The 19,459-nt window shown below is 70.9% G+C and carries 13 protein-coding genes and 1 tRNA gene; 13 read left to right on the forward strand and 1 reads right to left on the reverse strand.

What is annotated here, in order from left to right:
* Nucleotides 1-315 precede the first annotated feature (315 nt).
* The 13 genes from ABZV38_RS02540 to ABZV38_RS02600 all read left to right on the forward strand — a co-directional run bounded on the left by ABZV38_RS02540 (nucleotide 316) and on the right by ABZV38_RS02600 (nucleotide 17,614).
* On the forward strand, nucleotides 316-954 hold the full coding sequence (locus ABZV38_RS02540; RefSeq protein WP_356323721.1) for a small secreted protein: 639 nt from the start codon (nucleotides 316-318) through the stop codon (nucleotides 952-954).
* Between the two features lie 82 nt (nucleotides 955-1,036).
* Nucleotides 1,037-2,545 (forward strand): class I SAM-dependent methyltransferase, encoded by a 1,509-nt coding sequence (locus tag ABZV38_RS02545; RefSeq protein WP_356323723.1) that lies wholly within the window; start codon nucleotides 1,037-1,039, stop codon nucleotides 2,543-2,545.
* A gap of 60 nt (nucleotides 2,546-2,605) precedes the next feature.
* Nucleotides 2,606-3,613 (forward strand): helix-turn-helix domain-containing protein, encoded by a 1,008-nt coding sequence (locus ABZV38_RS02550; protein WP_356323725.1) that lies wholly within the window; start codon nucleotides 2,606-2,608, stop codon nucleotides 3,611-3,613.
* A gap of 80 nt (nucleotides 3,614-3,693) precedes the next feature.
* A complete protein-coding gene (locus ABZV38_RS02555; protein ID WP_356323727.1) occupies nucleotides 3,694-4,767 on the forward strand; it encodes an ABC transporter ATP-binding protein in 1,074 nt (357 codons plus the stop codon).
* The gene (locus tag ABZV38_RS02560) at nucleotides 4,764-5,555 is read left to right on the forward strand and encodes an ABC transporter permease (protein WP_356323729.1); all 792 of its coding nucleotides are present in this window, start codon (nucleotides 4,764-4,766) and stop codon (nucleotides 5,553-5,555) included. The genes ABZV38_RS02555 and ABZV38_RS02560 overlap by 4 nt, the downstream gene beginning before the upstream one ends.
* A gap of 19 nt (nucleotides 5,556-5,574) precedes the next feature.
* The gene (locus tag ABZV38_RS02565; protein WP_356323731.1) at nucleotides 5,575-6,390 is read left to right on the forward strand and encodes an ABC transporter permease; all 816 of its coding nucleotides are present in this window, start codon (nucleotides 5,575-5,577) and stop codon (nucleotides 6,388-6,390) included.
* Between the two features lie 236 nt (nucleotides 6,391-6,626).
* Nucleotides 6,627-6,824 (forward strand): hypothetical protein, encoded by a 198-nt coding sequence (locus ABZV38_RS02570; protein WP_356323733.1) that lies wholly within the window; start codon nucleotides 6,627-6,629, stop codon nucleotides 6,822-6,824.
* 348 nt (nucleotides 6,825-7,172) lie between these two features.
* A complete protein-coding gene (gene topA, locus ABZV38_RS02575) occupies nucleotides 7,173-10,046 on the forward strand; it encodes a type I DNA topoisomerase (protein WP_356323735.1) in 2,874 nt (957 codons plus the stop codon).
* 236 nt (nucleotides 10,047-10,282) lie between these two features.
* On the forward strand, nucleotides 10,283-13,402 hold the full coding sequence (gene tmk, locus ABZV38_RS02580) for a dTMP kinase (protein WP_356323737.1): 3,120 nt from the start codon (nucleotides 10,283-10,285) through the stop codon (nucleotides 13,400-13,402).
* Between the two features lie 150 nt (nucleotides 13,403-13,552).
* Complete coding sequence (locus tag ABZV38_RS02585) at nucleotides 13,553-14,758, forward strand: DNA polymerase III subunit delta' (protein ID WP_356323739.1); 1,206 nt, start codon at nucleotides 13,553-13,555, stop codon at nucleotides 14,756-14,758.
* A gap of 162 nt (nucleotides 14,759-14,920) precedes the next feature.
* On the forward strand, nucleotides 14,921-16,450 hold the full coding sequence (locus tag ABZV38_RS02590; protein ID WP_356323741.1) for an alpha/beta hydrolase: 1,530 nt from the start codon (nucleotides 14,921-14,923) through the stop codon (nucleotides 16,448-16,450).
* A 126-nt stretch (nucleotides 16,451-16,576) separates the two neighbouring features.
* A tRNA-Thr gene (locus ABZV38_RS02595) sits at nucleotides 16,577-16,650 on the forward strand.
* Between the two features lie 340 nt (nucleotides 16,651-16,990).
* Nucleotides 16,991-17,614: a hypothetical protein gene (locus ABZV38_RS02600; protein ID WP_356323743.1), complete on the forward strand. Its 624-nt coding sequence runs from the start codon at nucleotides 16,991-16,993 to the stop codon at nucleotides 17,612-17,614.
* Between the two features lie 467 nt (nucleotides 17,615-18,081).
* Here ABZV38_RS02600 and ABZV38_RS02605 read toward each other — a convergent pair whose 3' ends face one another.
* A complete protein-coding gene (locus ABZV38_RS02605) occupies nucleotides 18,082-19,329 on the reverse strand; it encodes a hypothetical protein (protein WP_356323745.1) in 1,248 nt (415 codons plus the stop codon).
* Between the last annotated feature and the right edge of the window lie 130 nt (nucleotides 19,330-19,459).

Genomic DNA, 19,459 nt, shown 5'->3' on the forward strand with positions numbered 1-19,459 from the left:
GGCCGTTTCGTGAGGCGGACGCCGGGAACGACGCGGCAGCCCGCAGACAGCAGCTGACCGGCAGCCGGTCGGACCGTCGGCGGCAGCTGGGCAAAGGGTGGGTGGGCGGCACATTCCGATGTGCCGCCCACCCCTTCGTCTGTTCAAAGCGTTCGCTTGTTCGACTCGTTCACCCGTTCGCGCGTGAGTGGTATCTCCCTCATTTCCCTTGGTGCAAATGGCTGCAAAAGGTCACTCACTGGACGCCCGGCATCCGGATGGAGGTCTTCCGGCGTGTAAGTTCCGGGGCCGAGAGCCTTGGAAGGGACCGATCCGGTGAACAAGAAGCTTGCAGCCGCACTGTCCGGCGGTGCGGTACTCGTACTTGCGCTGTCGGGCTGCAGCGACGACAGCAGCAGCGACAACAAGGTGAACGACTGGGCCAAGAAGGTCTGTGACCAGGTCCAGCCCCAGCTGCAGAAGATCGCGAACGCCAACGCCGCCATCCAGCAGCAGACTGCCGACAACAGCAAGCCCGCCGACGTCCAGAAGACTGACTCGGCCGCCTTCCAGCAGATCTCGCAGGCGTACAAGGCGCTGGGCGCAGCGGTGGATTCGGCGGGCGCACCGCCGGTCGATGGCGGTGAGACCACGCAGAAGGAGGCCGTGAAGGAGCTCAACGCCTCCTCGGTGGCATACGCGAACCTGCAGAAGAAGGTCGACGAGCTCAACACGAAGGACCAGGCGAAGTTCGCCGACGGTCTGAAGGGCATCGCCGACGAGCTGAACAAGATCAGCACCAACGGTGACGAGGCGCTGCGGAAGCTCCAGTCCGGCGAGGTCGGCGCCGCGATGGCCAAGCAGCCCGGCTGCCAGAAGCCGAAGACTTCGGTCGCGCCGACCGCCCCTGCGTCGAAGGCGCCGGAGAAGTCGGCTTCCCCGAAGCCGTCCGCCTCGCCCAGCAAGAAGTCGTAACCGGCAGCCGCACGACCGGCCCGGCGGCCCAGGTGGCTGCCGGGCCGGTGCCGTTGTCGGTGGGAACGGCCACAATGGGCGGGTGAGTACGACCAGCCTCCCCGCGCCCGACCGTTCGCCCCGGCTCCGCGAAGCCCTGCTTGCCGCATCCTTCACCGCCGACGGGCTCCTCGACCTGCTCGGCGCGCCCGCCTATGCCGCGCTCGCCCGCAGCGAGACGGTTCCGGCGCTCCGTGCCACCCGGGGTGACGCCCCGCTCGACACGCTGGTGCGGCTCTTCCTGCTTCAGCGGCCTGTTCCGTACGAGCGGGCCCGGACCGCGCTCCCGCTGGCCGAATGCGTGGAGGACGGCTGGGTGGTCCAGGAGGGCGACGAAGTGCGGGCCACCGTCGATGTGCGGCCGTACAGCGGGCCCGAGGGCCAGGACTGGTTCATCGTCTCCGATCTGGGGTGCGCGGTCGGCGGCGCGGGTGGCATCGGTTCGCACGAGGAGGGGGTGGTCCTCGGTGTCGGCGGGGCGTCCACCACGCTCGCCGGGATCACCGTGCGTACGCCGGTCGCCTCCGCGCTCGACCTCGGTACGGGCTCCGGCATCCAGGCGCTGCACGCCTCGCAGCACGCAACCCGGGTCACGGCCACGGACCTCAACCCCCGGGCGCTCGTCTTCACCCGATTGACCCTCGCCCTGTCCGGTGCCACACCGGCCGATCTGCGCGAAGGTTCCCTCTTCGAGCCGGTCGGCTCCGACACGTACGACCTGATCGTCTCCAACCCGCCGTTCGTCATCTCGCCCGGCGCCCGCCTCACGTACCGCGACGGCGGCATGGGCGGCGACGACCTGTGCCGGACGCTGGTGCAGCAGGCCGGCGACCGGCTGAACGACGGGGGGTACGCACACTTCCTCGCCAACTGGCAGCACGTCGACGGCGAGGAGTGGCCGGACCGGCTGCGTTCCTGGGTGCCGCGTGGCTGCGACGCCTGGATCGTCCAGCGCGAGATGCAGGACATCACGCAGTACGCGGAGCTGTGGCTGCGCGACAGCGGCGACCACCGCACGGACCCCGCGCAGTACGCCGCGCGGTACGACGCCTGGCTGGACGAGTTCGAGGCCCGCAAGACGAAGGGTGTCGGCTTCGGCTGGATCACACTGCGGAAGTCGGCATCGGCCGTGGAGAACCCGTCGATCGTGATCGAGGAGTGGCCGCATCCGGTGGAGCAGCCGCTCGGCGAGGCGGTGGAGGCCCACTTCGCGCGTCAGGACTACCTGCGGACCCACGACGACGCGGCTCTCCTCGCCGACCACTTCACGCTGGCACCGGAGGTGATGCAGGAGCAGGTCGGGCTGCCCGGCGCGGAGGATCCCGAGCATGTGGTGCTGCGTCAGAACCGCGGCATGCGGCGCGCGACGAAGGTCGACGCGGTCGGCGCGGGCTTCGCGGGCGTCTGTGACGGGACACTGCCCGCGGGCCGGATCCTGGATGCCATCGCCCAGTTGATGAACGAGGACCCGGTGCTGCTGCGCGACCGCACCCCGCAGGCGATCCGGCTGCTGGTGGGGGAGGGGTTCCTGGAACCGGCGGGGCAGGCCTGACGGGGTGCACGTCGACGGGCGGGGAGATGTGATGAGGCAGGAGGGGACGGTGGGGGCGCCGTGATCCGGATCGAGTTGGACGAGACGACGCTCGGTGCGACCCGGATCGCCATCAGTCCGCTGTGGGACGCCTTCTGCAGCCTGCATCTGGCCCGGCCGCAGCGCACGCCCTCCTGGCCGTACGAGGAGTGGGCCGTACGGGCCCGTGAGGTGCTGCGCGAGGACGACCGGACCGCGGCGCTGCAGCTGTTGATCGACGGCCCGGCGAACTTCCCGGACTTCCTGCTTCCCCTTCCGGCCGGAGCCTCGTCCGTCGAGACGGAGCTGGACACCATCCGGGCGACGCCGCCCGAGGCCGTACGGGCCGGGGTCGAGGAGCACTATCCGGGGCTGGAGGACCATCCCCGCATCCGCCCCTATCTGAATGACCCCGAGGCTGCCTGCGCCGCACTCGCGGATGCGTATGCCGCGTACTGGGAAGGCGCGCTGGCGTCGCACTGGCCGACCATGCGTCGCCTCGTCGAGGACGAAGTCCTCATCCGCGCCCGGACCTTCGCGACCGAAGGCATCGACGCGCTCTTCGCCGGGCTGGAGGCACGGGCCAGGTGGACCCCACCCGTCCTTGAGCTGACCAAACACATCGACGCCGAGTACCGCGCGGGCGAGCGGCGGCTCCTGCTCGTGCCGCTCGTCTTCGCCGAGGGCTGCCGGCTCTACTCCACCGACGATCCCGAGATCCTCGCCGTCTCCTTCCAGGCCCGGGGCGCGGGCGCGCTGCGTGAGCGGGCCGTGGCCGGACCGGAGGCCACCGACCGGCTCGGTGTGCTGCTCGGGCGGGGCCGGGCATCGGTCCTGCGCCAGCTCGGCGGACCGCTCACCACGGCCGGGATAGCCGACCGGCTCGGCCTCGCACCGAGCACGGTCTCCGAGCATCTGTCCGTCCTCGCCGACGCGGACGTCGTCACCCGCCACCGGGTCGGGCGCAGCGTCTACTACCAGCTCACCGACACCGGCCGGGCGTTGCTCGCGCTGCTGTCGGGCGAGGACGTGCTGCGCGCCGTGTCCTGACCGGGCCGGGACGCGAACGACGATTCGGCAGCCCCCGAATTGATGGCGGGTGCGGTACGGGCGGGCCTAGCGTCCCCGCCATGCTTGCGATCGAGGCGAAGAATCTCCGCCGCACCTACACCAGCCGCACCGGTTTTCTGCGTCCCCGCCGCACCGCGACCGAGGCCGTGCGCGGCGTCAGCTTCGAGGTGGCGCGCGGTGAGCTGTTCGGACTGCTCGGCCCCAACGGTGCGGGCAAGACCACGACCATCAAGATGCTCAACACGCTGCTGCTGCCCACCTGCGGCACCGCCCGCGTCCTCGGACATGACGTGGCGTCCGACCCCGTGGCCGTACGCCGCAGGATCGGTTACGTCTTCGGCGGCGACCGGGGCCTGTACGACCGGCTCTCCGCTCTCGACAACCTGCGCTACTTCGCCGAGCTGTACGCGGTCGAGCCACGCGACCAGAAGCGCCGGATCGCCGAACTCCTCGATCTGGTGGGCCTGGCCGGCCGGGAGAGGGAACGCGTCGAGGGCTACTCACGCGGGATGAGGCAGCGTCTGCACATCGCCCGCGGCCTGCTGCACAAGCCCGATGTCCTCTTCCTCGACGAACCGTCGATCGGTGTCGACCCGGTGGCGGCGCGCGATCTGCGCCGTACGGTCGCCGATCTGCGGACCGGTGGCACCACCGTCCTGCTCACCACCCATTACATGGCCGAAGCCGACGAGCTGTGCGACCGGATCGCGGTGATCGCGGGCGGCACGATCCGGGCGCTGGGCACCCCGGACCGGCTCAAGTCACGGGTGCAGGAGCGCGACATCCTGGAGATCGAGGCGTACGGGGCGGCCGGCGAGCACCTCGACCGCATCCGGGAGCTGCCGGGCGTACGCGGGGTGGCGGCCGAGGACCGGGGCAGCCGGCAGGCCGTCATGGTGCAGACGGAGCGGGGCGCGGAGCTGCACGCGCAGGTCCTGGCAGCGCTCGACGGGATCCGGATCGGACGGGTCGTCACCCGTGAACCCACCCTGGAAGACGCGTACATCGCGATCGTCGAGGAGGCTGAGCAAGCCGAGGAGGCGCAGAGCGGCACGGACGGCGGTGCGGGCGGCGGTGCGGGCGGCGAGTCCCGCACCGCGACGGCCGCCCGGTCCGAGGAGGCCGCGGTATGACCGTGTCGCGGGCCCTCCGCCTGACCGTCGTCGGGGTGCGGACCCATGTCTCGTACATGAGCCGCTCACCGCTCGAAATCACCTTCGCAGTCCTCGTACCCCTCGTGTACGCGACCCTCGCCGTCCATCTCTTCCGCGCCGCCGAATACCCCGACCCGCTGCTCACCGCAGCCGTCGGCGCGGGGCTGATGGGTATCTGGTCCTCGGTGCTCTTCGGATCGGGCGGAGCGGTACAGAACCAGCGCTGGCTCGGCACCCTGGAGACGCTGGTCAGCTCGCCCACACCGCTCTCCCTCGTCCTTCTGCCCATCACCCTGGCCACGGCCGTCATCGGTACGTACGCCATGGGCGCGACCGTGGTCTGGGGTGCCGTGCTCTTCGACGTGCCCCTCGACTTCGCGCACCCGCTGCTCTTTCTGGTGGCCGTACCGGTGTGCGTCCTGTCGCTCGGAATGATGGGGCTGCTGCTCGCCGCTACGTTCGTCCTGCTGCGCAACGCCAACGCGCTCGCCAACCCGCTGGATGCGCCCGTGTGGCTGCTGTCCGGGATGCTCGTGCCCGTCACCGTGCTCCCGGACTGGACACGTCCGGTCTCCTGGGCGCTGCCGACGACTTGGGGTTCGCGGGCCGTGCACGCGGCGACATCGGGTGGTGCGGCCATCGGCGAGGTGCTGACCCCGATGGCCGTCGCCCTCGCCCTCGGCGCGGTCTATGCGCTGGTCGCCGTGCTCGTCCTGGGGCGGGTCGAACGCCGTGCGCGAGCCGCTGCCACCCTCTCCCTCGCCTGAGACCCAGGAGTTTCGACGCATGCTCTCCCAGCTCCCTCACCTTGCTCGGCGTATCGTCCGTGCGCTGCGACTCGTCGTGATCGGTGGTGCCCTCTCGTACCGGGCACTGTTCAACTGGACGACGCCGCCCATGTTCATCGGCACATTGCTGGTCGGACCGCTGCTGCAACTGCTGTTCTTCGTCTTCCTCGGGCGGCAGCTCGGTGTCGCCGACGACCGCTTCTACCTGCTGGGCAACGCCGTTGTCGCCGCTTCCACCGCCTGCGTCTACGGCGGCACCATGGCCATCGCCAACGAGTGCCGCTACGGCACGCTCGGCGCGGTGTTGCTGAGCCCTCGACACCGGGCTCCGCTCTGGTTCGGGCGCGCTCTGCCCTATGTACTGAACGGCCTCCTCATCAGCGTCTTCACGCTCACGGCCGCCTGCCTCCTGCTGGGACTGCGGATTCCGGTTGGCTCGCTGCCCGGCCTTGGCGCGGTGCTCGTCGCCGCCGCGGCCGGCTACTCAGCCTTCGGGCTCGCCCTGGGGGCGCTCGGCCTGCGTTTCCGCGATGTGTTCCTGGTGTCCAACGTGGCGAGTTCCGTACTCCTTCTGCTCACCGGGGCGAATGTGCCGCGCGCGTCCCTGCCGGGGTGGATGCGGGCCTTCGGGGACGTACTTCCACTGACCCATGCCGCCGAGGCCGCCCGGCAGTTGTCCGCGGGGGGTGGGCTCGACCGGGGGCGGCTCGGCGCCGAGCTGGCGACGGGGGCCGGGTATGCGGTGCTCGCCGTTGTCCTGCTGGCGTTCTTCGAACGCGGCAGCAGGCGACGCGCGACGCTCGATGTGATGTGAATCCGGCCATCGCGCACGGCCATCGGGTGTGGCCATCAGGTGTGGCCCTCCTACGCGGCCGCGGGGCCGACCGTTGCCGCGGAGCGCCGCTGCCGACCGCCGCCACGGGCCGCGGTGCTGGAGTTCACCCCGGGTTCGTGTCGACGACGTCCGTGCGTGGCAGCCTCCCCCTGACGCGAGGTGACTCGACGTGGGCACCGGCTCCGTGCCGGGCGGAGACAGAGAGGCGTACGGACATGGAGAGCGGACCTGCGATCTTCGCCGGGGCGGCGTTCGCGCTGTTCGGGGCCGCGCTGCTGGTATGGACGGGGGCGCGTGTGGCACATCGCGCGCCGGTCGCTCACGGCGTGAGCCCCGTCGTCTCCACCGCACTCGCCACTCTGTTCGGCGTACTTTTCCTCGTCCTCGGCGTGTGGTGCTTCACTCGCATCTGATCCATTCCCCGGCCCGGCGCCACCGGCTTCCCGCCGTGTCCCCGACCGTGCGGCCACCGGGTCCGGGCCCGCGAACACGCCCGGGGCCCGAGCCTCTCTCCCCCGGCGGCCACAGCGCGGCCACCGCGCCCCGAAACCCGCAGGCAGCGACCGTGCGGACCGCGTAACGGGCACTCCGGGCGGCAGGAATGGCGGAAGTCGGGTTACCGTTCGAGTGGCCGTTGCGGGCTTTTGCCGTTTGACACGGGGGCGGGTTGTACCGTCACACTCCGCAGCGACAGCACCGTCGGCAGCGTCATCGCGCTGCCCGGATGCCCATCTGAGTGTCGACCGGAGAGAAGAGCGAAGTTGTCCCCGACCAGCGAGACCGCACAGGGCGGCCGCCGACTCGTCATCGTCGAGTCGCCTGCCAAGGCGAAGACGATCAAGGGCTACCTCGGCCCCGGATACGTCGTCGAGGCGAGCGTCGGGCACATCCGTGACCTGCCGAACGGCGCCGCAGAGGTGCCGGACGAGTACACCGGCGAGGTCCGTCGGCTCGGCGTCGACGTCGAGCACGACTTCCAGCCCATCTATGTCGTCAACGCGGACAAGAAGGCGCAGGTCAGGAAGCTCAAGCAGCTGCTGGCCGAGTCCGACGAACTGTTCCTCGCCACCGATGAGGACCGCGAGGGCGAAGCCATCGCGTGGCACCTGCAGGAAGTGCTCAAGCCGAAGGTCCCGGTCCACCGGATGGTCTTCCACGAGATCACCAAGGACGCGATCCGGGAGGCGGTGGCCAACCCGCGCGAGCTCAATCAGCGCATGGTCGACGCCCAGGAGACCCGCCGTATCCTCGACCGCCTCTACGGCTACGAGGTCTCGCCGGTCCTGTGGAAGAAGGTCATGCCGCGGCTGTCGGCCGGCCGCGTCCAGTCCGTCGCGACCCGCCTCGTCGTCGAGCGGGAGCGCGAGCGCATCGCCTTCCGTTCCGCCGAGTACTGGGACCTGACCGGCACGTTCGCCACCGGCCGTACCGGTGACGCTTCCGACCCGTCGACGCTGACCGCCCGCCTCAGCGCGGTCGACGGTCGCCGGATCGCCCAGGGCCGCGATTTCGGCCCGGACGGACAGCTGAAGTCCGCCTCCGGGCAGCTGCTGCACCTGGACGAGACGAACGCCCGGGCCCTGGCCGCCGCTCTCGCCGACTCCGCGTTCGCCGTACGGTCCGTCGAGTCGAAGCCGTACCGCCGCTCCCCGTACGCCCCGTTCCGTACGACGACCCTCCAGCAGGAGGCGAGCCGCAAGCTGGGCTTCGGGGCCAAGGCCACCATGCAGGTCGCGCAGAAGCTGTACGAGAACGGCTTCATCACCTACATGCGTACGGACTCCACGACCCTCTCCGACACCGCGATCTCCGCGGCAAGGGCGCAGGTCACGCAGTTGTACGGCGCCGATTACCTGCCGGAGAAGCCGCGTACGTACGCCGGGAAGGTCAAGAACGCGCAGGAGGCGCACGAGGCGATCCGCCCCTCCGGCGACCGCTTCCGCACGCCCGCCGAGACCGGCCTGACCGGCGACCAGTTCCGGCTCTACGAGCTGATCTGGAAGCGGACTGTCGCCTCCCAGATGAAGGACGCGGTCGGTAACTCCGTCACCGTGAAGATCGGCGGCCGGGCGAGCGACGGCCGGGACGCCGAGTTCTCCGCGTCCGGCAAGACGATCACCTTCCACGGCTTCATGAAGGCTTACGTCGAAGGCGCCGACGACCCGAACGCCGAACTCGACGACCGTGAGCGGCGGCTGCCGCAGGTCGCCCAGGGCGACGCGCTGTCCGCCGACGAGATCTCGGCCGACGGTCACGCGACCAAGCCGCCGGCCCGTTACACCGAGGCCTCGCTGGTCAAGGAGCTGGAAGAGCGCGAGATCGGCCGCCCGTCGACGTACGCCTCGATCATCGGCACCATTCTCGACCGCGGCTATGTCTTCAAGAAGGGCACGGCGCTCGTCCCGTCGTTCCTCTCCTTCGCCGTGGTCAACCTGCTGGAGAAGCACTTCGGCCGGCTCGTCGACTACGACTTCACCGCGCGGATGGAGGACGACCTCGACCGCATCGCGCGGGGCGAGGCCCAGTCCGTGCCGTGGCTGAGGCGTTTCTACTTCGGCAAGGGCGACGACACCGTCAGTGGCGCGGCCTCCGCCGCGGGCAACGGTGACGGCGACCACCTCGGCGGTCTCAAGGAGCTCGTCACCGACCTCGGCGCGATCGACGCCCGGGAGATCTCCTCCTTCCCCGTCGGCAACGACATCAAGCTCCGCGTCGGGCGGTACGGCCCGTACATCGAGCGTGGTGAGAAGGACGCAGAGGGTCACCAGCGCGCGGACGTGCCGGAGGACCTGGCACCCGACGAGCTGTCGGTCGAGTACGCGGAGGAGCTGCTGGCCAAGCCCAGCGGTGACTACGAGCTCGGTGCGGACCCGATCACCGGCAACCAGATCATCGCGAGGGACGGCCGGTACGGTCCGTACGTCACCGAGGTGCTGCCCGAGGGCACGCCGAAGACCGGCAAGAACGCGGTCAAGCCGCGGACCGCGTCGCTCTTCAAGTCGATGTCGCCGGACACGGTGACGCTGGCGGACGCGCTCAAACTGATGTCGCTGCCGCGGGTCGTCGGTGAGGACGCCGAGGGCGTCGAGATCACCGCGCAGAACGGCCGCTACGGCCCGTACCTGAAGAAGGGCACGGACTCGCGTTCGCTCACCTCCGAGGACCAGCTCTTCGACATCACGCTCGAAGAGGCCCTCGCGATCTACGCCCAGCCCAAGCAGCGCGGGCGCGCTGCCGCCAAGCCGCCGCTGAAGGAACTGGGCACGGACCCGGTGAGCGGTGCTCCGGTCGTCGTCAAGGACGGGCGCTTCGGCGCGTACGTCACCGACGGCGAGACGAACGCGACGCTGCGGACCGACGACAGCGTCGAGGACATCACGCCGGAGCGCGGCTACGAGCTCCTCGCGGAGAAGCGCGCCAAGGGACCCGCCAAGAAGAAGACGACGGCGAAGAAGGCCCCGGCGAAGACGACGGCCGCGAAGAAGACGACGGCCGCGAAGAAAACGGCCGCGAAGAAGACGACCGCGACGGCGGCCAAGAAGACCGCGGCGAAGAAGACGACCGCAAAGAAGGCGACGACGGCGAAGAAGGCCGTGGCCAAGAAGGCGGCTGCGGCGTCCCCCGCCGAGGACTGATGACAGTCGGCTGACGGCTGAGCACGTGCAAGCGCCGGGGCCCGGCACCTTTCCAGGTGCCGGGCCCTGCGTCTTTTCAGCCCGTCCGGCATGGGGTGCAACGGGATGGGGCGGGTGGGGAACAGGCCCGCAGCAGTCGCCCGAACCCGCGCCCCAGGCGCCTGAACCCCGTCCATGGCGCCCATATGTTCGGATGGGGCCGTCGGCGACCGCGCCGCTCCGGATAGGCTGGGCGGATGACGCGAGCCGAGCAGCCAACGGTCGTGAGCCCCACCTCCGACACACTTGCCGCAGACTCACGCGAGCGCGCCGTACGAGCCCTGTTGCGTGTTCCCCCGCTGAAGCGGTTGTGGAGCGCGCAGCTCGTCGGCGGTATCGGCGATGCACTCGCCCTTCTCGTGCTGGTGCTGCTGTCGCTGCAAGCGGCGGTCCTTGAGGGCTCATTCGGATCCGGATACCGCGGGGCGGCCTTTGCCGTCGCCGCCGTCTTCGGTGCCCGAATCCTTGCCACGCTCCTCTTCGGAGCCGTACTCCTGGGGCCGCTGACGACGCTCACCGCGCCCGGTGGACCGCTGGACCGGCGGTGGCTGATGATCGGAGCGGACGGGCTGCGGCTCGCGCTGCTCGTCGTCGCACCGCTGTGGATCGACTGGATGCCCGACAAGGCGCTCATGATGATCCTCATCACCGTCTTCTTCACGGGTGTCGGCGAACGGCTGTGGACCATCGCCAAGGAGAGCGCCGCGCCCGCGCTGCTGCCCGCCCCGCCCGCGGAGGGCGCCGTTGTACGCCCGCTGCCGGACCATCTCGACGCGCTGCGCCGGCTCTCCGTGCGTACGGACTTCGCCGCCGTGCCCGCTGCGGCGGCCGTCCTGCTGGTCGCCACGCTCATCGGCAATCTGCTGGGTGCGGGGCTGGAGTGGTTCTCCTTCCACCAGGCAGCGCTCGGTTCGTACGTCGCGGCCGGGCTGTTCTCCGCCTCGATCTCCACCCTGTACTTCCTCGAACTGCCCGGTTCGCCGACGCCCCGCCCGCGCTCGCCCCTGGAGGGCCTGCGCCGGCCGTCCACGGCCGACGGCCCGGACAGGGGCCGTACCGGCGCCGTCTCACTGATCGTCGGCGCCTGCGCCGCGGTCGCCGGAGCGATCGCCGCCGCGGCCGCCGTCGCCGCACTGCACGCGGCCGACCTCGGTGGTGGCCCCGTCACCTTCGCCCTGCTGATCCTCGCCCTGACCGGCGCCACAGGGACCGGCATCCGCACCGCCGAGAAGGTGCTGCCCACCCTGTCGCGGCGCCGGTTGCTCGCACTCGCCACCGCCGTCACCGGGATCGCGCTCCTCGCGATGGGCCTGGTGCCGGACACGGCGACCGTGGTGTTCATCGCGGTTCTCGCCGGATACGCGGCGGGTGTCGCCGCGAACACCGGGCACACGCTCGTGGACCAGGAGACCGAGGAGGTCCGCCGGGCCAGGACCACCGAGCACCTCCAGGCCGTCGTCCGGGTCATGATCGCGCTCGGTGCGGTCGCGGGCCCGCTGCTGGCCGCCGCCATCGGCACACACCGGCTGACCGCCGGTGACTTCGTCTTCGCACACGGCGGCGCCGCCTTCACCCTGATGCTCATCGGCGCCCTGCTGCTGCCGGTCGCCGCGGTCGTCCTCGCCCGGACGGACGACCGGTCCGGAGTGCCGCTGCGCCGCGATCTGCGCGAGGCCCTGCGCGGTGGCGAACCGGCCGTGGCGCCTGCAGCGACGGGCTTCTTCCTCGCCCTGGAGGGCGGCGACGGGGCCGGCAAGTCCACCCAGGCCGAGGCGCTCGCCGAGTGGATCCGCGCCAAGGGCCACGAGGTCGTCGTCACCCGCGAGCCGGGGGCGACCCCGGTCGGCAAGCGGCTGCGTTCGATCCTGCTCGACGTGTCGTCGGCCGGTCTTTCGAACCGGGCCGAGGCCCTGCTGTACGCCGCCGACCGCGCCGAGCACATCGACTCGCTGGTGCGTCCGGCGCTGGAGCGCGGCGCAATCGTCATCTCCGACCGTTACATCGACTCGTCCGTCGCCTACCAGGGCGCCGGACGCGACCTGTCCCCGACCGAGATCGCCCGGATCTCGCGGTGGGCGACGAGCGGCCTCGTACCGCATCTGACGGTGCTGCTCGATGTCGACCCGGAGACTGCGCGGGAACGGTTCACCGAGGCGCCCGACCGGTTGGAGTCCGAGCCGCCCGAGTTCCACGCCCGGGTACGGGCCGCCTTCCTGACGCTGGCCGCAGCCGACCCGACGCGCTATCTGGTGGTGGACGCAGGCCAGGAACCGGAATCGATCACGACCGTCGTACGCCACCGGCTCGACCAGCTCCTGCCGCTCTCCGAGGCCGAGATCAAGGCCCAGGCGGAGGCGCGCAAGGCGGCTGAGGAGGAGGCCCGGCGCAAGGCCGAGGAAGAGGCGGCCCGCAAGGCGGAGGAGGAGCGACTGGAGCGCGAGCGCCAGGAACAGCTCGCCAAGCTCCGCGCCGAGGAGGAGGAGCGTCAGCGCCGCGAGCTGGAGGAGGCGCGGCAGCGCGAGGCCGAGCGTCAGGCGGAGGAGGCCCGTCTGCGGGCGGAGGAGGCCCGCTGGGCCGCCGAGCAGGAGCGGGTCAGGCGGGAGGCCGAGGAGCAGGCCCGTGAAGCCGAGCAGGCCCGGCTGCGCAGGCAGGCCGAGGAGGAGGCCAGGCTCCGCAAGGAGGCCGAGGCGCGGCGGCTGGAGAAGCAGCGCAAGGCCGAGGAGGCTCTGCTGCGGGCCGAGGCGGCCCGGCGGCAGGCGGAGGCCGAGGCGGCGGGGGCTGCCCGAGCGGAGTCCGCGTCCGTCCAGGACAACGAGCTGACGGTGCCGACGCCGGTGGTCGGCCCGAACGAGGTGACGCAGCCGGTGCCGTCGCCGGTCGCCACGCCGTCGCCCGAGGCCGAGACGGCGATGCTCCCGAAGATCCCCGACGCCACAGACCGGTCGGAGCGTCCCTCGGCACGGGATGCTGCGGGCGCCGCGGACGAGACGACGGTGCTTCCGCCGGTCCGGGACGTTCGTGACGAGCACCCGGCGGACCGGGTTCCGCGCGGCATCTTCCGGGACGAGCGCCCGGCCGGCGCCGCAGCGGAGCGGGAGAGCGAGCGCACCCGGGAGCTGCCGCAGGTCAGCGGTCCGCACGGCGCCCCGCACGCTGCCGAGGAGCTGCGGACGCGCGGTCGGCGGCCTCGTCCGGACTGGGCCGAGGAGACCCCGCTGGACGATCTGCCGACGCTGGCGGACGAGCTGCTCGGTGATCACGACGGTGACGACGAGGACCCCGGTACCTCCGGACGCGGACGCGGCCCGCGCCGCTGAGCGGGGCCGGCCGGGGGCCCGGCCGGTAGTCGGGCCTGGGGCCGGGCCTGGGGCCGGGGCCGGGGACGGACCGGATCGCCGGGATTGTCAGACCCATCCCCCACAATGGGAAGCCGGAGCCGTACACGACCACCGGAAGGGCGGTGACCCATGACCGTATGGGACGACCTGGTCGGCCAGGACCGAGTGCAGCAGCAGCTCGCCGCCGCCGCCCGGGACGCCGATGCGCTGGTCACCGCCATCTCCGCCGGAGAGCGGGTGCCGCCGGGGTCGAAGATGACCCACGCCTGGCTGTTCACCGGACCGCCGGGCTCCGGGCGGTCCACCGCCGCCCGCGCCTTCGCCGCCGCCCTCCAGTGCACCAGCCCGGACCGCGCCATGGGCGGCGCACCGGGGTGCGGCTTCTGCGACGGCTGTCACACGAGCCTCGTCGGTACGCATGCCGACGTCGAGGTGGTCCGCACGGACCTGCTCTCCATCGGTGTGAAGGAGACCCGTGAGCTGGTCCGCCGCGCCCAGCTCTCCCCGGCCGTGGGCCGCTGGCAGGTGATCATCCTGGAGGACGCCGACCGGCTCACGGAAGGCGCGGGAAACGTGCTGCTGAAGGCGGTCGAGGAGCCCGCGCCCCGCACGGTGTGGCTGCTCTGTGCCCCCTCCCTCGAAGATGTGCTGCCCACCATCCGGTCCCGCTGCCGTCATCTCACGCTGCGCACCCCGCCGGTCGACGCCGTCGCCGATGTGCTGATCCGGCGCGACGGCATCGATCCGGAGCGGGCCGCGTCCGCGGCGCGCGCCACGCAGGGGCACATCGGCCGGGCCCGCCGCCTCGCCACCGACGAGAAGGCGCGCGCGCGCCGCGCGGCCGTGCTCAGGCTTCCGCTCAGGGTCGAGGACATCGGCGGCTGTCTGAAGGCGGCCCAGGAGCTCATCGACACCGCCGCCGACGATGCGAAGCAGGTCTCCGAAGAGGTCGACGTCAAGGAGACGGAGGACATGAAGGCTGCGCTCGGCGCGGTCGCCGGAGGCCGGATGCCGCGCGGCACGGCGGGGGTGATGAAGGAGCTGGAGGACAAGCAGAAGCGCCGCAAGACCCGTACCCAGCGCGACAGCCTGGACCTGGCGCTCACCGATCTGACCGGCTTCTACCGCGACGTACTGGCGCTCCAGCTGGGCTCACAGATCGCGCTCTCCAATGTCGATGTCCGGGACGCACTCGACCGGATCGCCCGGTCCTCCACACCCGAGCGCACCCTGCGCCGGATAGAGGCGGTGATCGCCTGCCGCCGGGCGCTGGACCGCAATGTGGCCCCGCTGCTCGCGGTGGAGGCGATGACGATGGCACTACGCGCAGGCTGACACGGACTTCTGACACGAGGCTCCGACATGGATCTCCAGCTCGGGCGGGTGCGGACTGCCGACCCGGGCTGATCCCCGCCACGAATCCTCGCCATGGATCGCTGATTCACCCGATTGAGTAACGAATCGGGCGAGTCGCCGCGTGACGGTTACGCTCCGGGGATGGATACCAGGCGCCTGCTCCGTACCTTCGCCACCATGCTCGGCACTGCCGGCCTACTCATCTCCGGCTGCAGCAGCGGCAGTTCGACGACGAGCGCGTCGGGTTCCACGCCCGCCGCTCCCCCGGAGCTTCTGCCGTACTACACGCAGCACCTGACCTGGCGGGGCTGCGGCGTCTCCGGATTTCAGTGCGCCACCATGAAGGCGCCGCTCGACTACGCGAAGCCGGGCGCCGGCGACATCAAACTGGCCGTCTCACGGAAGAAGGCCACCGGCCCGGGCAAGCGGATCGGCTCCCTCCTGGTGAACCCGGGCGGCCCCGGCGGCTCGGCCATCGGCTACCTCCAGAGCTATGCGGGCGTCGGCTACCCCGCCCCGGTCCGTGCCCGCTACGACATGGTGGCCATCGACCCGCGCGGCGTCGCCCGCAGCGAACCCGTCGAATGTCTCACCGGACCGCAGATGGACGCGTACACCCAGGTCGACCAGACCCCTGACGACGCCGCCGAGGTCGCAGAGCTGAGCGACTCCTTCCAGCAGTTCGCGGACGGCTGCAAGCAGCGCTCCGGCAAGATCCTCCCGCACGTCTCCACCATCGAGACGGCCCGCGACATGGACATCCTACGATCCCTGCTCGGTGACGAGAAGCTGACCTATGTCGGGGCGTCGTACGGCACCTTCCTGGGTGCGACGTACGCCGAGCTCTTCCCCGCCCGGACGGGCCGCCTCGTCCTCGACGGCGCGATGGACCCGTCGCTCCCGTCGATCGAGATGAACCGCGACCAGACCGCGGGCTTCGAGACCGCATTCCAGTCCTTCGCCGCGGACTGCGTGAAGAAGTCGGACTGCCCGCTCGGCACGACCTCCACCGCCGACGCCGCCACCCGCCTCGAGCAGCTCTTCGCCGGCCTCGACGCCAAACCCCTCCCCACCGGCGAGACCCGCAAGCTCGGTGAGTCCCTCGCCACCATCGGCGTCATTGCCGCCATGTACGACGAATCGACCTGGCCGCAGCTCCGCGAAGCCATCGCCGGCGCCCGGGCGGGCGACGGTTCCGGCCTGCTCGCCCTCGCCGACAGCTACTACGAGCGTCAGCCGAACGGCATGTACGCGAACCTGATGCCCGCCAACGCAGCCGTGAACTGCCTCGACGCCCCCCCGGCCTTCACCGGCCCGAGCGCCGTCAGGCAGGCCCTCCCCAGCTTCGAGAAGGCGTCCCCGGTCTTCGGCAAACCCCTCGCCTGGGCCTCCCTGAACTGCGCCGACTGGCCCGTCGGTGCCTCCGGCACCCCGCACCGCATCGAGGCGAAGGGCGCGTCCCCGATCGTCGTGGTCGGCACCACCCGCGACCCCGCCACCCCGTACAAGTGGGCCCAGTCCCTGGCCGGCCAGCTCTCCTCCGGCAGGCTCCTCACCTACGAGGGTGACGGCCACACGGCGTACGGCCGCGGCAGCAACTGCATCGACACGGCGATCAACACGTACCTCCTGGACGGCACCCCGCCTGCCGAGGGCAAGAGGTGCTCCTGACCCACCGATCCGCCGAATCTCCCCCCTGACCTGCGCATACGGTTCCGGGGGAGGGCGGTACGGAGCACCCTCCGAAACTGTGTAGACTTGGCGACGCCGCTGATCGCACCATGGTGCGACGGGCGTGCCGCCTTAGCTCAGTTGGCCAGAGCAACGCACTCGTAATGCGTAGGTCTCGGGTTCGAATCCCGAAGGCGGCTCTGGAAGACCCTAGGACTCACTCGCCGTGACCTGGGGTTTTTCCTTTTTCTCTGTGTATCGCGGTTCCGCTGGTTCGGCTGGGGACCCCCGCAGATGGCCTGGGGAGCGCGAGGGGAGCGCATCGGGACAGGCGGAGCACAACGGGCCGTTTCTGGGGAGCGCGCGGTGCGCGCCGCAGAGGCTCGCTGGGGGCGCTGTTCGTGTGGGTGGTCCGGTGATGGCAGCAGGCGCTCGCGACCGTCCGGCAGAGCCAGGTAGCAGACGGCGGACGCGTGGAGCGGTGCGCTGTCCTTGTTGAGTTGTCGCATCCCGACAAGAAGCAGCCCGTAGGCTGAAGGGGTGCCGGACATTCAGGAAAACGTGGGCTTCAAGGCGCTCGTCGCCCAGACGAGTGCTGTGCTGCTGACGCGCGGAGTCGAGGTCGAACCGGTGACTGTGCGCGACGTGGTGGCGCTGATGGTCCGTTCCGTGGCCGAGCGGATCGGCATGGACGAGGAGGAGGCGCTCCACCTAGTCCAGCCGGATGCGGTGGCCGAGGCCATCACCGCTGCTGCGGATCCGGGCCGTGAGGGTGCTGAGAACGTGCACGCCGTGCGGCCGGTACGGGTCGACGCCCGCATGGTCGCGGTCCCCGTGCAGGTTGCCGGCCGCCTGGTGATGGCTGCCGCCCAGGCTGGCAAGTACGCGGCGCTGAACGGCGATGGCCGCACCGCCTCCCATGCGCTGGACCTGGCCACCGAGATCGGAGCGGCCCTGTCCTTCGCAGGCGTCGGGGATAAGGCCGATACCCCGGTCGGCGTCCTGACCGAACTCGCCGGCATCAGCGAGACGGTAGCCCTACGGGTCGAACGTGACGGCTGGAGTATCTGCCCCTGCGGCGATGAGCACGACCAGAACGAAGTGGATGCGGGCATGCCGGCGACCCTGCGCGCCGACGCTGCGCTCGCCCATCGCTGGAGCTAGCAGTGAATCGCCATGTGCTGGAGCCAGCCCGGTAATGGCGGGCCTCATCGTGCGGCGTCAATTGCTCGAGCAGGTCGTTTCGACGCTCGGCGGTGCCCACACGCACCGAACACTTGACAAGGCGTGCACAGACCAGCCGATGCAACTCAGTCGCCGCCGAGCTCGAGGTTGACGAGGCCCCGGTACCGGGCTCGCGTTCGGTGAGCGGCTGTTGCTCTGGGCCTGCCGTCATCAGCATGATCTCGCGGTGGGCAGTGGTGACGTTGAACGTCGTCTCCGACCTCTCGTGGCCCGTGTCCGCGGTATCCGTCGGCTGGGTGGTGGCCGAGGCACCAGGCGGGCTAGGGGATGGCGACGTCGTCGTGGTCGGACGTGGCGACGGTGTGCCCGGCTGTCGCTGGCCTACAAACAGGATGCGGTCGGTGGCCGGACGCTCGGGGTACCGGCCGTCGGCTGCTGGTGCTCGGTCACGCCGTCGCCTCGGCGTTCGCGGCCCAATCTGCGCGGGCGTCGGCGAGCTGCTGCGCGACCTGGTTGAGGCGGTCGGCCTGCGCGCGCAGCTTGGCCGCGACGTCCGTGACGTCCTGTGGGTCCAAGTCCTCCATGACGCAGTCCTCGACGACCGTGATGGTCGCGGTCGGGACACGGTCGGCGGGGACGGGGGAATGCGGGGAGCACGTGATCGTTGCGCAGAACACGTTCTCTTCGTAGATTTCACGGCCCCCATCGATGCCGAACGGAGTGTTGATCACCATCGGCTGGCCGGGGATGGCCTGGTGGTGCGTCACGTCGGAGAGGTGCAGGTGGAGCTTGTCGTCGGGCAGATCGGTCTTGCTCGGGTCGTCCTCGCTCCATGCCGGGAGGTGGCCGCTGACTGTCGCCCCGCTCTCGGTGGTGATGGACCAGGTGCGCGCCTCTGGCACGGCTTGCTCCCGGGCCGTGAACGCGCCGCGAAGGTATTCCAGTGTTTCGGCCGGGGCCGCGCCGACCGGCGTCACCAGGAAGCGGCGGCCGTCGCGCTCGCGGAAGTAGAGCGGCCCGGTCAGTAAGTCACCGTTCGGGCCGTTGGCCGGAATCCGGGTGATGCTGTGCTCGGTGAGGAACTCGGTGAGGAACTCGGTGAGGGCTCGGCTGGCTGTGACGGACTTGCGGGCCCGGTGGTGGGCGATGGCGAAGGCGATGTCCTCCACCGTCGCGGCGGGGTCGTCGGACTCGGCGACCTGTTCCTTGACGTAGTCGACGAAGGCGGTGACCTTCGGGTCGCCATCGGTGGTGAGGAACCGGTCGAGGCTGCCGAGAACCTGGGCAACCGACAGCCTTGTCGGGGTGCCGTCGACGATGTCCGCCAGCGCCTCCAGGCGGGGCAGGGCGGCGCGGATGTTGGCGACCTCGGCGCGCAGCCCATCGGGGGTGACGTCGGTCTCGCAGTAGCCGATGAACGGGGCGAGGCCGGGGCCGCCGTCGCGGCCGTCCTCGGCCATGACACGGGCGTCCAGGACGGTCCCGCCGCCGGGCTGCTCGATAGTGACGTCGTGGGAGGTGTGCATCTCGTGGTCGACGGTGACGGTGCACCACGACCAGACGACGCAGGCCGGCGCGGACGGGACGAGGGCGAGGTTGGCGCGGTCGTGGACGGTGGGCTCGGTGGTGCGGGCGTCGGCGTCGAACAGCGGCGGGGCGGCGAGGGCGGCAGCGGACTGTGCGGTGTGGTTCACGATCACTCCTGGTGGGTTCAGGTTCTGGTCAAGGCCTTGGAGCCGGTGTTCACGGGACCGGGTCCGAGGCCGCTTGGCTCTTGTTTAGTGGCCTTGGCGATCGGGCGGGAGTGCCCCTTCTCCGTTCGGG

Source organism: Streptomyces sp. NPDC005181, from assembly GCF_040608395.1.
Lineage (GTDB): Bacteria > Actinomycetota > Actinomycetes > Streptomycetales > Streptomycetaceae > Streptomyces.

Bases quoted from the DNA above. Each gene is read 5' to 3' on its own strand.
- ABZV38_RS02555 (WP_356323727.1), top strand. From the start codon at position 3,694: ATGCTTGCGATCGAGGCGAAGAATCTCCGCCGCACCTACACCAGCCGC.
- ABZV38_RS02560 (WP_356323729.1), top strand. From the start codon at position 4,764: ATGACCGTGTCGCGGGCCCTCCGCCTGACCGTCGTCGGGGTGCGGACC.
- ABZV38_RS02565 (WP_356323731.1), top strand. From the start codon at position 5,575: ATGCTCTCCCAGCTCCCTCACCTTGCTCGGCGTATCGTCCGTGCGCTG.
- ABZV38_RS02570 (WP_356323733.1), top strand. From the start codon at position 6,627: ATGGAGAGCGGACCTGCGATCTTCGCCGGGGCGGCGTTCGCGCTGTTC.
- tmk (WP_356323737.1), top strand. From the start codon at position 10,283: ATGACGCGAGCCGAGCAGCCAACGGTCGTGAGCCCCACCTCCGACACA.
- ABZV38_RS02585 (WP_356323739.1), top strand. From the start codon at position 13,553: ATGACCGTATGGGACGACCTGGTCGGCCAGGACCGAGTGCAGCAGCAG.
- ABZV38_RS02590 (WP_356323741.1), top strand. From the start codon at position 14,921: ATGGATACCAGGCGCCTGCTCCGTACCTTCGCCACCATGCTCGGCACT.